Raw genomic sequence first — 13,365 nt, 5'->3', positions numbered from 1 at the left:
TCACCATGGCAGGCCTGGAAAAAGACACCCCCCATCCCACCGCGCTGACCGTCCACACGCAATCCCGCGTGCTGGAGATCGGCTTCGACAACGGCCGCAGCTTCCGGCTGCCGTTCGAGCTGCTGCGCGTGTATTCGCCGTCCGCTGAAGTCCAGGGCCACGGCCCGGGACAGGAAGTCCTGCAGACGGGCAAGCGCGAGGTGGGCGTCAACGCGGTGGAGCCGGTCGGCAACTATGCGATCCTGATCCGTTTTACCGACGGCCACGACACCGGCATCTATTCCTGGGACCTGCTGTACCGCCTCGGCGACAACCAGGATGCGCTCTGGCACGACTACCTGCAGCGCCTGGAAGCCGCCGGTGCCGACCGCGACACCCCGATGCCCGCCGCCGGTACTGCCGGCGGCCACGGCTGCGGCCATCACTGAGCCGCGCTGCACTGATTATCCTGGAGTCTGAAAGATGAGTGAAACCCACTTCGGGTTTGAAAAGGTCGACGAAGCGGAAAAGGCCGACAAGGTTGCCGGCGTATTCCATTCGGTGGCGAGCAAGTATGACGTGATGAACGACCTGATGTCGGGCGGCATGCACCGGCTCTGGAAGATGTTCACCATCGCCCAGGCCGGCGTGCGCCCCGGCCACAAGGTGCTGGACATCGCCGGCGGCACCGGCGACCTGGCCAAGGCGTTCGCGAAACAGGCCGGCCCGACCGGCGAGGTCTGGCTGACCGACATCAACGAGTCGATGCTGCGCGTGGGCCGCGACCGGCTGCTGAACAAGGGCATCGTCACTCCGGTGTGCCTGTGCGACGCCGAGCGGATCCCGTTCCCCGACAACTATTTCGACCTGGTGACGGTGGCCTTCGGCCTGCGCAACATGACGCACAAGGACGCCGCGCTGGCCGAGATGCGCCGGGTGGTCAAGCCGGGCGGCAAGGTCATGGTGCTGGAGTTCTCCAAGGTCTGGAAACCGCTGGAGAAGGCCTACGACGTCTATTCTTTCAAGGTGCTGCCATGGCTGGGCGAGCGCGTGGCTGGGGATGCCCCGAGCTATCGCTATCTTGCGGAATCGATCAGAATGCATCCGGACCAGGCCTCACTTGTACGCTTGATGGAACATGTGGGCCTGGAGAAGGTCGAATACTTCAATCTGACGGCCGGAGTGGTGGCGCTCCACGTCGGGCGTAAGTACTAACAAGACTTGAAATCGCCATGCCTCGCCCCAAGATGGGGTGAAACTGACAGGGGATAGCAGAATATGTCGTCATTTCGTGGAAAATTCCTGGTTGGGTCGCTGATTGCCGCGATTGCCTTCGGGATGGTGTTCGACGCCAATGCCAAGCGCATGGGCGGTTCGCGCAGCATTGGCAAGCAGTCGTCGACGGTCACGCAGCAGCGCCAGCAGGCGCCGCAGCCCGCTTCGCCGACCCAGCAACCGGCCCACCAGCCTGCCCAGGCAGCCCCGGCCACGGCTGGCGCCGCCGGCGCGGCCGCCGCGGCAGCGCCCAAGCGCAACTGGGGCGGGATCCTGGGCGGCATCGCCGCCGGCCTGGGTATCGGCTGGCTGTTGTCGCACTTCGGCCTGGGCGGGGCGGCACTGGGCTTCCTGTCCAACCTGGTCCTGATCGCGCTGGTGGCGTTCGCCGCGATCTGGCTGATCCGCAAGTTCCGTGGCGGCAGCCAGCGCAGCCAGGAGCCGGCCTATGCCGGCGCCGGCAACACCGGTCCGATCGGCAACATGGGCCGCAACGTCGAGCCGAGCCTGAGCCAGCCGACGCCGTCGGCAACCCCGGCTTCGAACCCGGTGATGCCGGCCGCCCCGGCCGCACCGGTGGCCGCCGATGCGGCAGCCCAGCAGCCGTGGGGCGTGCCGGCCGACTTCGACACCGAAGCCTTCCTGCGCAACGCCAAGGTCCACTTCGTGCGCCTGCAGGCGGCGTGGGATGCCGGCAACCTGGACGATATCCGCGAATTCACCACGCCGGAAATGTTCGCCGAGATCAAGATGGACCTGTCCGAGCGCGGCGCCGAGGTCAACAAGACCGACGTGGTCACGCTGGAAGCCAGGCTGCTCGGGATCGAGTCGGCGCCGGCCCAGCATCTGGCCAGCGTGCGCTTCTCGGGCATGATCCGCGAGCGCGCCGGCGAGGCGGCCCAGCCGTTCAGCGAGGTCTGGAACCTGGCGAAGCCCGCCAGCGGCGCCGGCGGCTGGCTGCTGGCCGGCATCCAGCAAGAGTCCTGATGCCGCACCCCGCGGCGGTGATAGGCCGGGGGGAGTAGCTTAGAATGGAGGCCCACGTGAAAGCGTGGGCCTTTTTGTTTGGAACGCCGCCACCCGCGGTGTCGCCGTCCGCCGCCAACCGCGCTGTCATGAATACTCTGCCTTCCGCCCTGGCCACGCCCGCAGTCTCGGCGCTGAACCACCTGCTTGAGCAGGAGCCGTGGGCCCGCAATCAGCTCGCGCCGTTTGCCGGGCGCGTGATCCGTTTCGATGCCGCCGCCTTCATGCTGTCGCTGAAGGTGACCGAACACGGCTGCACGGAACTGGCGCCGGCGGCCGAGGCGCCCGCGGTGACGCTGCGCGTGCCGGTACAGCAGTGGCCGCTGGTGGCCGCCGACGTGGCCGAAGGCGGCCAGGCCGCCGCCATGCGCCATGTGCGCATCGAGGGCGATGCCGAGCTGGCCAACACCGTCTCGACGCTGGCGCGCAACCTGCGCTGGGACGCCGCCGAGGACCTGTCGCGCGCGCTGCGCGGCATCCTGGGCGGACCGGTCAGCGACAGCGTGGCGCAGCGCGTGGTCGACGGTGCGCGCCAGGTCCATGAGCAGGCCACGCGCGTGGGCCGTGCCCTGGTGGACAACGTCACCGACTACCTGCTGGACGAACACCCGACCCTGGTGCGCCATGCCGCGCTGGACGACTTCGGCGCCGACGTGGGCCGGCTGCGCGACAGCCTGGCCCGCCTGGAAAAACGGCTGGAACGGCTGGAGCGCGGCGCTTCGCCGCCGGCGTCCGGCCTGTCTAGCAAACTGCCGTCGCCGCACCGCTGAGCCGGTTGCGCCCGCGCCCAGATTCCTCCACCGCCAACCTGACTGCCTGCCCGGCCCCGTGAAGACTCCCGAATGACCCGCCTCCTGCGCCTTGGCAAGATCCTCTTCGTCATCCTCTACTACGGCCTGGACGAGCTGGTGCTCTCGGGCTTCAGCAGCCGCAGGATCCGTTTCCTGGTGCGCGTCATCACTATCGGGCGCAAGCTCGACATGCCGCGCGGCGAGCGCCTGCGGCTGGCGCTGACGCGGCTGGGCCCGATCTTCGTCAAGTTCGGCCAGGTGCTGTCGACCCGGCGCGACCTGATGCCGGCGGACATCGCCGACGAACTCGCCAAGCTGCAGGACCAGGTGCCGCCGTTCGATTCGGTGGTGGCGGTCAAGATCATCGAGCGCGCGCTCGGCCGCCCGCTCGACCAGCTGTTCGAGACCTTCGAGCACCAGCCGGTGGCCAGCGCCTCGATCGCGCAAGTGCATTTCGCCACCCTCAGGGGCGGCCCCAGCCACGGCCGCGAGGTCGCGGTGAAGGTGCTGCGCCCCGGCATGCTGCCGGTGATCGACAGCGACCTCGCGCTGATGCGCGACATGGCCACCTGGCTGGAGCGCTTCTGGGCCGACGGCAAGCGGCTGAAGCCGCGCGAGGTGGTGGCCGAGTTCGACAAGTACCTGCACGACGAGCTCGACCTGATGATCGAGGCGGCCAACGCCAGCCAGCTGCGCCGCAACTTTGCCGACACCAATCTGCTGCTGGTGCCCGAGGTGTTCTGGGACTGGTGCAGCAGCACCGTGTTCGTGATGGAGCGCATGCACGGCATCCCGATCTCGCGCACCGAGTCGCTCAAGGCCGCCGGGGTGGACATGCACCAGCTGGCCGAAGAGGGCGTCGAGATCTTCTTCACCCAGGTGTTCCGCGACGGCTTTTTCCATGCCGACATGCACCCGGGCAATATCCTGGTGTCGGTCCAGCCCGAGACCTTCGGCCGCTATATCGCGCTGGACTTCGGTATCGTCGGCGCGCTGTCCGAGTTCGACAAGAACTACCTGGCGCAGAACTTCATCGCTTTCTTCCGGCGCGACTACCACCGCGTGGCGCTGCTGCACGTGGAATCCGGCTGGGTCCCGCCCGACACCCGCGTCGAAGAGCTGGAAAGCGCGGTGCGCGCCTGCTGCGAGCCGTACTTCGACAAGCCGCTCAAGGAAATCTCGCTGGGCATGGTGCTGATGCGGCTGTTCCAGACCTCGCGCCGCTTCAATGTCGAGATCCAGCCGCAGCTGGTGCTGCTGCAGAAGACCTTGCTCAATATCGAAGGCCTGGGCCGCCAGCTCGACCCCGACCTGGACCTGTGGAAGACCGCCAAGCCGTTCCTGGAACGCTGGATGCACGAGCAGGTAGGCTGGAAGGGCGCCTGGGAGCGGGTCAAGGTGGAAGCGCCGCTGTGGGCCAAGATGCTGCCCGACTTCCCGCGCCTGGCGCACCAGTTCCTGGAGCGGCGCGCGCTCACCAGCAACGGCGAGCAGGACAAGCTGCTGGCAATGCTGGTGCTGGAGCAGCGCCGCACCAACCGGCTGCTCGGCACCGCGGTGCTGCTGGTTGGCGGCTTTGTCGCCGGCATCGTGCTGACCCATGTGCTGGGGTGGGCCGGCTACTGGTAGCCTGCCCGGGACTGATCCATCAGAGGTAACCATGAGCGACACCGCCAAGCCCGCGCCGACCTTCGCCACCCGCAATGCGGCCGATCCGGCGTTCTGGGACGAGCGTTTCGAACAGGGTTTCACGCCCTGGGACATGCACGGCGTGCCCACTGAGTTCCAGGCATTCATCGCCGCCATGGCGCCATGCCCGACGCTGATTCCCGGTTGCGGCAACGGCTGGGAGGCGGCCTGGCTGCATGAGCGCGGCTGGCCGGTGACCGCCATCGACTTCTCGCCGCAGGCGGTGGCTTCCGCCAGGCGCGAGCTTGGGGCCGCCGGCGCGGTGGTCCGCGAGGCGGACTTTTTCGCGTTTGCGCCGCAGCCGCGCTGCGAACTGATCTACGAGCGCGCCTTCCTCTGCGCCTTGCCCCCGGCGCTGCGCGAATCGTACGCCGAGCGGGTCGCGGCGCTGCTCCCGCCCGGCGGCCTGCTGGCCGGCTATTTCTATCCGGGCGACATGCGCGGCGGACCGCCGTTTGCCATGCCCGCAACCGAGCTGGACGCGCTGCTGGCGCCGGCCTTCGACCGCCTCGAGGACCGGCCCTCGACCGCGCCGCTGCCGGTGTTTCAGGGGCAGGAGCGATGGCAGGTCTGGCGGCGGAGGGGATGATTGGGTTGGCGCTATGCGGGTGGGTTGGGGCTCCTGGCGGGCCTCCTGCTCGCTGGCTTGGGTATGTCGGGCGGATTCAGTGTTGTCATAGGTCGACAGCGCTGTTCCGCCCTGCTGGGCGAGTCACTTTCTGTCCGAACGACAGAAAGTGACTCGCCGGCTACGCCGGCGAAACAGCCCACGCCCGCCAGGAACGACACCCCCAATCACTTCCCAACAACACCCCTTCCCCCCACAGGAATTTTTTCAACCCACGCTTGCCTCCCTCGCTATAATCCGCGTTTTGATTCGGCTACGACCGCAGGCCGGGACCCGCTCCCAGGCCACCCATGCGGCCCCGACCGATGAATTGGACTCCGGGCAGGCGCAACGCAAGGATGCGCTATTGGACTGGCAGGCGCCGCCCGGCATTCGGTTTCTCGCCACAAGGGCACTTTCTGCATAGGGCAGCGGCATGCTGATCTGGTTCGTCATCATCTACTGGGTAATCTCGGTCGGTATCGGCCTGTGGGCGGCGCTGCGCGTACGCAACACCACCGATTTCGCCGTCGCCGGGCGCAGCCTGCCGTTCCACATCGTCACCGCCACGGTCTTCGCCACCTGGTTTGGCTCGGAGACCGTGCTGGGCATTCCCGCCGTCTTCCTGAAGGAAGGCCTGTCGGGCGTCGTTTCCGATCCCTTCGGCTCGTCGATGTGCCTGATCCTGGTGGGCCTGTTCTTCGCCCGGCCGCTGTACCGGATGAACCTGCTGACGATCGGCGACTACTACCACAACCGCTATGGCAGGCTGGCCGAGGTGCTGACCACGCTGTGCATCGTGGTGTCCTACCTGGGCTGGGTAGCGGCGCAGATCAAGGCGCTCGGGCTGGTGTTCTATACCGTCTCGGACGGCGCGCTGTCGCAGGAGGCTGGCATGATGATCGGCGCCGCCAGCGTGCTGGTCTACACGCTGTTCGGCGGCATGTGGTCGGTGGCGGTGACCGACTTCATCCAGATGATCATCATCGTGGTCGGCATGCTCTATATCGGCTACGAGGTCAGCGGCCAGGCCGGCGGCGTGGCGGCGGTGGTGTCGCACGCGGCGGCGGCGGGCAAGTTCGAGTTCCTGCCCTCGCTGGACCTGATCCAGATCGTCGGGTTTGCGGCCGCGCTGTTCACCATGATGCTGGGCTCGATTCCGCAGCAGGACGTGTTCCAGCGGGTGACATCGTCGCGCACCGAGCTGATCGCCGGGCGGGCTTCGGTGCTGGGTGGCGTGCTGTACTTCTGCTTTGCCTTTATCCCGATGTTCCTGGCGTACTCGGCGACCCTGATCGACCCGGACATGGTCAACAAGTACATCAACGCCGATTCGCAGCTGATCCTGCCGCAGCTGATCCTGCAGCACGCGCCGATGTTCGCGCAGGTGATGTTCTTCGGCGCGCTGCTGTCGGCCATCAAGAGCTGCGCCTCGGCCACGCTGCTGGCGCCGTCGGTGACCTTCGCCGAGAACATCCTGCGGCCGTATTTCCGCCACCTGGACGACCGGCAGTTCCTGCGCGTGATGCAGACCGTAGTGCTGGTGTTCACGGCGGTTGTGACGCTGTTCGCGCTGAACTCGCACCTGTCGATCTTCCATATGGTCGAAAATGCCTACAAGGTCACGCTGGTGTCGTCGTTCGTGCCGCTGGCCTTCGGCATGTTCTGGAAGCACGCCACCCGCCAGGGCGGGCTGGCGGCGATCCTGCTGGGCCTGTCCTCCTGGCTGACCTGCGAGGTCGCCTTTGCCGATGCCGTGGTGCCGCCGCAGATGGTGGGCCTGCTGTTCTCGATCAGCGGCATGATGGTCGGTTCGCTGCTGCCGCAGTGGATTGCAGATCACGCGCCGGTCAAGGAAGTCCATATCGCCTGACGCAGGGGGCACCGCAACCCCCTCATTTCCGGCAATCAGGCAGCACCGGAACGGTTTATAATTCAAGGCTTTGCATCGTCGCGCGGGATTTTCCCGCGGCCGCCATGGCCCCCGGCGATGTCCGCCTTTGTACCGATTCCGAAGTTTTCTCGCGAAATAACACCATGCCGATCTATGCCTACCGTTGCGACGCCTGCGGCCACGGGCGCGATGTGCTGCAGAAAATGAGCGATGCCCCGCTGACGGACTGCCCGTCGTGCGGCACCGCCGGCGCGTTCAAGAAGCAGCTGACCGCTGCTGGCTTCCAGCTCAAGGGCTCGGGCTGGTACGTGACCGATTTCCGCGGCGGCAGCGGCGCCGCCAGCGCGCCTGCGGCCACCGGCGCCACTGGCGGCGCGGCCGCGGCAGCAGCCAGCGCCCCGGCGGCGGCCGAGTCGTCGGGCAGCACCGCTTCGGCGGCGCCGGCCGCCGGCGGCTGCGGCAGCGCCTGCGCCTGCCATTGAGCCGGACCCGTCCCGTGGTCGCCAAGAAGACTTCCGCCCTGAAAACCTGGTTCCTGACCGGGCTGCTGGTGCTGGTGCCGCTGGGCATCACGCTGTGGGTGCTCAGCCTGGTCATCGGCACGATGGACCAGAGCCTGGCGCTGCTGCCCGAGGCCTGGCGCCCGGACCGGCTGATGTTCGGCAAGCGCGTGACCGGCCTGGGCGCGATCCTGACGCTGCTGTTCATCCTGCTGGTCGGCCTGCTGGCGCACAACTTCATCGGCCAGCGCCTGGTGCGCTGGTGGGAAGCGCTGCTGGGCCATATCCCGGTGGTGGGCCCGATCTACACCAGCGTCAAGCAGGTCTCGGACACGCTGCTGTCGTCCTCGGGCAATGCCTTCCGCAAGGCGCTGCTGGTGCAGTACCCGCGCGAGGGCTCGTGGACCATCGCGTTCCTGACCGGGCGCCCCGGCGGCGACGTGCAGAACCACCTGCAGGGCGAATACGTCAGCGTCTACGTGCCGACGACGCCGAATCCGACCTCGGGCTTCTTCCTGATGATGCCCAAGGCCGACACCATTGAACTCGACATGACCGTCGACGCCGCGCTCAAGTACATCGTCTCGATGGGCGTCGTGGCACCGGCGGAATTGCCGCGCAAGAACGGCAGCGCCCCCCGGCCGGCGGTCCCCGCCAATCCGGCCGGCAGGGCCAGCAACGAGGAAGCGGTCGAAACGACCGATCCTTGAGCATCCAATCTGATCACGGGCCGCCCGATGCGATCGGGCGGCCGCGTTTTACCGGGAATCTCCTTATGTCCTCCATGCGTACTCACTACTGCGGTCTGGTGACCGAACAATTCTCGGGCCAGGAAGTGGCCCTGACCGGCTGGGTCCAGCGCCGCCGCGACCATGGCGGCGTGATCTTCATCGACCTGCGCGACCGCGAAGGCCTGGTGCAGGTGGTGTGCGATCCGGATCGCCCCGAGATGTTCAAGGTCGCGGAAGATATCCGCAACGAGTTCTGCATCCGCATCACCGGCAAGGTGCGTGCGCGCCCGGCCGGCACCGAGAACGCCAACCTGACCTCGGGCAAGATCGAGGTGCTGTGCCACGAGCTGACCGTTCTGAACCCGTCGGTCACGCCCCCGTTCCAGCTCGACGACGACAACCTGTCGGAAACCACGCGCCTGACGCACCGCGTGCTGGACCTGCGTCGCCCGCAGATGCAGTACAACCTGCGCCTGCGCTACAAGGTGGCGATGGAAGTGCGCAAGTTCCTGGATGCGCAGGGCTTTATCGACATCGAGACCCCGATGCTGGGCAAGAGCACGCCCGAAGGCGCGCGCGACTACCTGGTGCCGTCGCGGGTGAACCCGGGCCACTTCTTCGCGCTGCCGCAATCGCCGCAGATCTTCAAGCAGATGCTGATGGTGTCGGGCTTCGACCGCTACTACCAGATCACCAAGTGCTTCCGCGACGAAGACCTGCGCGCCGACCGCCAGCCCGAATTCACGCAGATCGACTGCGAGACCTCGTTCCTGACCGAGCAGGAGATCCGCGACCTGTTCGAGGACATGATGCGCACGGTGTTCAAGAACGCCATCGACGTCGACCTGGACGCGAAATTCCCGGTGATGGAGTTCCGCGAAGCCATGGCCCGCTTCGGCTCGGACAAGCCTGACCTGCGCGTCAAGCTGGAATTCACCGAGCTGACCGAGGTGATGAAGGACGTCGACTTCAAGGTGTTCTCGGGTCCCGCCAACAGCGACAACGGCCGCGTGGTCGGCCTGCGCGTGCCGGGCGGCGGTGCGATCTCGCGCGGCGAGATCGACGCCTACACCCAGTTCGTCGGCATCTACGGCGCCAAGGGCCTGGCCTGGATCAAGGTCAACGAAGTGGCCAAGGGCCGCGACGGCCTGCAATCGCCGATCGTCAAGAACCTGCACGACGCCGCCATTGCCGAGATCCTGAAGCGCACCGGCGCCCAGGACGGCGACATCATTTTCTTCGGCGCCGACAAGGCCAAGGTGGTCAACGACTCGATCGGCGCGCTGCGCCTGAAGGTTGGCCATTCGGACTTCGGCAAGGCCAACGGCCTGTTCGAGGACACCTGGAAACCGCTGTGGGTGGTCGACTTCCCGATGTTCGAGTACGACGAGGACGACGCGCGCTGGGTGGCCATGCACCACCCGTTCACCAGCCCCAAGGACGAGCACCTGGAATACCTCGAGACCGATCCGGGCAAGTGCCTGGCCAAGGCCTACGACATGGTGCTGAACGGCTGGGAAATGGGCGGCGGCTCGGTGCGGATCTTCCGCTCGGACATCCAGAGCAAGGTGTTCCGCGCGCTCAACATCAACGACGAGGAAGCCCGCGCCAAGTTCGGCTACCTGCTGGACGCGCTGCAGTACGGCGCGCCCCCGCACGGCGGCCTGGCCTTCGGCCTGGACCGCATCGTCACGATGATGGCCGGCGCCGACTCGATCCGCGACGTGATCGCCTTCCCGAAGACCCAGCGCGCCCAGGACCTGCTGACCCAGGCCCCGAGCTCGGTCGACGAGAAGCAGCTGCGCGAGCTGCATATCCGCCTGCGCGCCACCGAGCCCAAGCCGACGGCCTGAGCTGCGCCAGTCAGCTGAAGCCCGCAAGGAAGCCGCGCAATTGCGCGGCTTTTTTGCATTGTGCGCAATGTCGGGTTGCCAGCACTGCGGTGAGGGCGGCGCATTGGTTTCGATTTGTTACCGGTCGGAACGAAGGCGACGCGCGGCGGGTCTGCTTTCTTTGACACGTAATTTGCCGAGGGGCCTCGCAGCGAAGGCTTCCGGCACTCGGGAGAAATTCGTGACCCTGGATATCGACCTGATCCGCCAGTTCCTGCTGGCCCATGACCAAACTATCCTGACCTGGCTGGCGGCCGGGTTGCTGATGATGCTGCTGGCGCGCTTCGAGCTGCGCCGCGCCGTGCGCCGTTCGGCGCAGGCCATGTCTGAATCCGTGGCCACCACCGTGGCGGCCTGCGTGCCCGACATTGCCCACGCGGTGCAGTCGGCCGCCCCCGCCGCCACCGCCGAGCCGGTGGAGATGCAGCGTGCCGAGGCGCTGCGCCGGCTGGCGCTGGATACCGTCGGGGTGGTAATGACGCGCGGACGCTGGCTGGACGAGCTCGGCAACCTGCGCCTGCCCGACGACGCACTGCTGGCCGGCCAGCGTGCCGATGGCGCCGACCCGCTGCTGGTGGTGGCGCCGCAGCCGGTGGTGCAGGCCTACCTGGATGCGCAGCGCGCGTTCGAGGACGAGGCCGCGCAGGTGCAGGCACTGCGCCGCGATGCCCAGCGCGTGCAGGAGGCGCTGCAGGCGCTGGATGCGGAAGTCGCGCATATCGAGCAGGAAACCGGCAGCATCGTGCTGCGCTTCGAGCAGGTCAACGCGCAGGCCGCGCAGGGCATGGATGGCGGCGATTACCAGCGCTTCCTGATCCAGAAGTTCAACACGCTGGGCCAGCGCGAGAAGGAAATCGCGCTGGAGCGCACGCAGTTGCAGGGCGAGGTCCGGCAACGCGCCGAAGCCCTGGCCGCGCACGCCCATGGCGCGTCCAGGCGCTACCGCCAGGCCCTGGCACCGCTGATGGACCAGCTGCGCGCTGCCTGGGGCCATGGCGACACGCCACAAGTGTTCGACACCTGGCAGCGCCACGGGACCGCCGAGCCGTATCTGGCACCTCATACCGCGCATAGCGCGCGCAACGCCGCCTGAGGGCAGGGCCGTCGCGCTTTCGCGTGGCAAGCGGGCGCGGCTGCGCTATCCTTGGGTTTGTCCTTTCGCCCAGACCCATGTCCTACAAGATCCCGGAATCCGTGCTGGTGGTGATTTACACGCCAGATCTTCAAGTCTTGCTGCTGGAACGCGCCGATCGCCCGGGCTTCTGGCAGTCCGTGACCGGCAGCCTCGACACCCTGGACGAACCCCTGGCCCTGACCGCCGCGCGCGAAGTGGCGGAGGAAACCGGCATCGTCGCCGGCGAGCACCAGCTGACCGACTGGGGCCATACCATCCAGTACGAAATCTACCCACAGTGGCGCCATCGCTACGCCGAAGGCGTCACGCGCAATACCGAACACTGGTTCGGCCTGTGTGTGTCCGAGGCTCTGCCGGTGGCGCTGGCGCCACGCGAGCACCTGCAATACAAATGGCTGCCGTGGCAGCAGGCGGCGCAGCAGTGCTTCTCCAGCAGCAATGCCGAAGCCATCCGCCAGCTGGCCTGGCGCGCGGCGGGGGCCGATGCGCGGCAGGCTGCCTGCGGAGCGCAGCCATGAAGCTGCGCGTGGTCACCTACAACATCCACAAGGGAGTGACCGGCATCTCGCGGCGCCCGCGCATCCAGAACGTGCGTGCCGGCCTGCATGCGATGGATGCCGACATCGTCTTCCTGCAGGAAGTGCAGGACCGCAACGACCGGCTGGTGGCCGCGGCGCTGTTCGATCCGGAGCACACCCAGCTCAACTACCTGGCCACCGACGCCTATCCGCACTCGGTCTACGGCCGCAACGCGGTCTATGACTACGGCCATCACGGCAACGCGATCCTGTCGCGCCACCCGATCCTGATGTCCGAGAATCTGGATATTTCCGACCACCGTTTCGAACAGCGCGGGCTGTTGCATGCGGTGGCGGATGTGCACGGTGTGGAAACTCACCTGATCTGCGTGCATTTCGGCCTGTTCGCGCGCAGCCGCGCGCGCCAGGCCGACGCGCTGGTGGAGCGCGTGCGCACCGTGGTGCCGGCGGGCGTGCCGCTGGTGATCGCCGGCGACTTCAACGACTGGAACCACCGGCTGGACGCGCAGATCTGCAATACGCTGGGCGCGGTCGAGGCCTCGCACGCGCGCGGGTCGCGGCTGCATACCTTCCCGAGCCATATGCCGTGGTGGCAGCTCGACCGCATCTATGTGCGCGGGTACGAGATCGAGCGCGCCCACGCGCTGACCGGCCGCGACTGGGCGCAGCGCTCGGACCATGTGCCGCTGGTGGCGGAACTGGAGCATCCGCCGGGCGAAGCGTTGGAGCCTCCCGCCCCCGCGGACAAGGCGGCCTGAGTTCAGCCCGCGCGGCCGGGGTAGTCGCGCTTGGGGAAGTCGCGGATAAAGGCGAACACCGCCTGCGGATCGTTCAGGTCCAGCACCGGCAGCGCGGTCATGGCGGCCACGGCGGCGGGATCATCGCTCGCCACCGCCACCACGCCCGGCACCTCGTCCCACAGCGGCGCGCGCCCCAGCGCCGGGCGATAGACCTCCAGCTTGGGAAAATCACTGCGCTTGTACCCCTCCACCAGCACCAGGTCGGTGTCGGGCGGCAGCACCGCGAGCGCATCGTCCAGTTCGGGCGAGGGCACGGCTTCCGGGTAGTGGCGCATCAGCGTCAGGTGGCGCGCGCCGACCAGCACGACATTGGCGCAGCCGGCCTCGCGCATGCGCCAGGAATCCTTGCCAGGCGTGTCGGGATCAAAGCCGTGGTGGGTGTGCTTGACGCCGGACACGCGCAGGCCGGCGCCGACAAAGCAGGGGATGAGCTGGTCCAGCAGCGTGGTCTTGCCGCTGCCGGAAGAACCGGTAATGCCGAATACCTTCACAATGGTTTCCGAGTGG

14 protein-coding genes are annotated in these 13,365 nt (G+C 67.3%); 13 read left to right on the top strand and 1 reads right to left on the bottom strand.

Annotation, left to right across the window (positions count from 1 at the left end):
* Positions 1 to 5 precede the first annotated feature (5 nt).
* From ACZ5MJ_RS15825 to ACZ5MJ_RS15765, 13 genes are all read left to right on the top strand, one after another.
* A complete protein-coding gene (locus ACZ5MJ_RS15825) occupies positions 6 to 428 on the top strand; it encodes a gamma-butyrobetaine hydroxylase family protein (RefSeq protein WP_464220607.1) in 423 nt (140 codons plus the stop codon).
* Positions 429 to 462: 34 nt separating this feature from the next.
* Positions 463 to 1,194 carry a bifunctional demethylmenaquinone methyltransferase/2-methoxy-6-polyprenyl-1,4-benzoquinol methylase UbiE gene (ubiE, locus tag ACZ5MJ_RS15820; RefSeq protein ID WP_464220605.1) on the top strand — a complete coding sequence of 244 codons (732 nt, stop codon included), beginning with the start codon at positions 463 to 465 and terminating at the stop codon, positions 1,192 to 1,194.
* Between the two features lie 63 nt (positions 1,195 to 1,257).
* Positions 1,258 to 2,241, top strand: a complete 984-nt coding sequence (locus ACZ5MJ_RS15815) for a Tim44 domain-containing protein (RefSeq protein WP_464220604.1) — start codon at positions 1,258 to 1,260, stop codon at positions 2,239 to 2,241.
* 128 nt (positions 2,242 to 2,369) lie between these two features.
* Positions 2,370 to 3,050, top strand: a complete 681-nt coding sequence (locus tag ACZ5MJ_RS15810; protein WP_464220603.1) for a ubiquinone biosynthesis accessory factor UbiJ — start codon at positions 2,370 to 2,372, stop codon at positions 3,048 to 3,050.
* Between the two features lie 72 nt (positions 3,051 to 3,122).
* A complete protein-coding gene (gene ubiB, locus ACZ5MJ_RS15805) occupies positions 3,123 to 4,700 on the top strand; it encodes a ubiquinone biosynthesis regulatory protein kinase UbiB (RefSeq protein WP_464220601.1) in 1,578 nt (525 codons plus the stop codon).
* Between the two features lie 31 nt (positions 4,701 to 4,731).
* Positions 4,732 to 5,349, top strand: a complete 618-nt coding sequence (locus ACZ5MJ_RS15800; protein ID WP_464220600.1) for a methyltransferase domain-containing protein — start codon at positions 4,732 to 4,734, stop codon at positions 5,347 to 5,349.
* A 454-nt stretch (positions 5,350 to 5,803) separates the two neighbouring features.
* Positions 5,804 to 7,240 (top strand): high affinity choline transporter 1, encoded by a 1,437-nt coding sequence (locus tag ACZ5MJ_RS15795; protein ID WP_464220599.1) that lies wholly within the window; start codon positions 5,804 to 5,806, stop codon positions 7,238 to 7,240.
* Positions 7,241 to 7,404: 164 nt separating this feature from the next.
* Positions 7,405 to 7,743 carry an FmdB family zinc ribbon protein gene (locus tag ACZ5MJ_RS15790; RefSeq protein WP_464220598.1) on the top strand — a complete coding sequence of 113 codons (339 nt, stop codon included), beginning with the start codon at positions 7,405 to 7,407 and terminating at the stop codon, positions 7,741 to 7,743.
* A gap of 14 nt (positions 7,744 to 7,757) precedes the next feature.
* Positions 7,758 to 8,471: a DUF502 domain-containing protein gene (locus ACZ5MJ_RS15785; protein ID WP_464220596.1), complete on the top strand. Its 714-nt coding sequence runs from the start codon at positions 7,758 to 7,760 to the stop codon at positions 8,469 to 8,471.
* Between the two features lie 65 nt (positions 8,472 to 8,536).
* Positions 8,537 to 10,345, top strand: a complete 1,809-nt coding sequence (aspS, locus tag ACZ5MJ_RS15780) for an aspartate--tRNA ligase (protein ID WP_464220594.1) — start codon at positions 8,537 to 8,539, stop codon at positions 10,343 to 10,345.
* A gap of 220 nt (positions 10,346 to 10,565) precedes the next feature.
* Positions 10,566 to 11,477, top strand: a complete 912-nt coding sequence (locus ACZ5MJ_RS15775; RefSeq protein WP_464220592.1) for a hypothetical protein — start codon at positions 10,566 to 10,568, stop codon at positions 11,475 to 11,477.
* A 77-nt stretch (positions 11,478 to 11,554) separates the two neighbouring features.
* A complete protein-coding gene (gene nudB / locus ACZ5MJ_RS15770; RefSeq protein ID WP_432259205.1) occupies positions 11,555 to 12,037 on the top strand; it encodes a dihydroneopterin triphosphate diphosphatase in 483 nt (160 codons plus the stop codon).
* The gene (locus ACZ5MJ_RS15765) at positions 12,034 to 12,816 is read left to right on the top strand and encodes an endonuclease/exonuclease/phosphatase family protein (RefSeq protein WP_464220591.1); all 783 of its coding nucleotides are present in this window, start codon (positions 12,034 to 12,036) and stop codon (positions 12,814 to 12,816) included. Before nudB ends, ACZ5MJ_RS15765 begins: the two co-directional genes overlap by 4 nt.
* A 2-nt stretch (positions 12,817 to 12,818) precedes the next feature.
* On the opposite strand, the gene mobB is transcribed toward ACZ5MJ_RS15765, so the two are convergent.
* Positions 12,819 to 13,349, bottom strand: coding sequence for a molybdopterin-guanine dinucleotide biosynthesis protein B (mobB, locus tag ACZ5MJ_RS15760; RefSeq protein ID WP_432259207.1), 531 nt, complete (start codon positions 13,347 to 13,349; stop codon positions 12,819 to 12,821).
* Positions 13,350 to 13,365: the final 16 nt, after the last annotated feature.

The organism is Cupriavidus sp. LA-1, assembly GCF_055385985.1.
This window is presented reverse-complemented; position numbering and strand designations above follow the sequence as displayed.

Coding starts and splice junctions, on each gene's coding strand:
- ACZ5MJ_RS15795 (WP_464220599.1), top strand. CDS start 5,804: ATGCTGATCTGGTTCGTCATCATCTACTGGGTAATCTCGGTCGGTATC.
- ubiB (WP_464220601.1), top strand. CDS start 3,123: ATGACCCGCCTCCTGCGCCTTGGCAAGATCCTCTTCGTCATCCTCTAC.
- ACZ5MJ_RS15790 (WP_464220598.1), top strand. CDS start 7,405: ATGCCGATCTATGCCTACCGTTGCGACGCCTGCGGCCACGGGCGCGAT.
- nudB (WP_432259205.1), top strand. CDS start 11,555: ATGTCCTACAAGATCCCGGAATCCGTGCTGGTGGTGATTTACACGCCA.
- ubiE (WP_464220605.1), top strand. CDS start 463: ATGAGTGAAACCCACTTCGGGTTTGAAAAGGTCGACGAAGCGGAAAAG.
- ACZ5MJ_RS15800 (WP_464220600.1), top strand. CDS start 4,732: ATGAGCGACACCGCCAAGCCCGCGCCGACCTTCGCCACCCGCAATGCG.
- ACZ5MJ_RS15825 (WP_464220607.1), top strand. CDS start 6: ATGGCAGGCCTGGAAAAAGACACCCCCCATCCCACCGCGCTGACCGTC.
- ACZ5MJ_RS15810 (WP_464220603.1), top strand. CDS start 2,370: ATGAATACTCTGCCTTCCGCCCTGGCCACGCCCGCAGTCTCGGCGCTG.
- ACZ5MJ_RS15765 (WP_464220591.1), top strand. CDS start 12,034: ATGAAGCTGCGCGTGGTCACCTACAACATCCACAAGGGAGTGACCGGC.
- ACZ5MJ_RS15815 (WP_464220604.1), top strand. CDS start 1,258: ATGTCGTCATTTCGTGGAAAATTCCTGGTTGGGTCGCTGATTGCCGCG.
- aspS (WP_464220594.1), top strand. CDS start 8,537: ATGTCCTCCATGCGTACTCACTACTGCGGTCTGGTGACCGAACAATTC.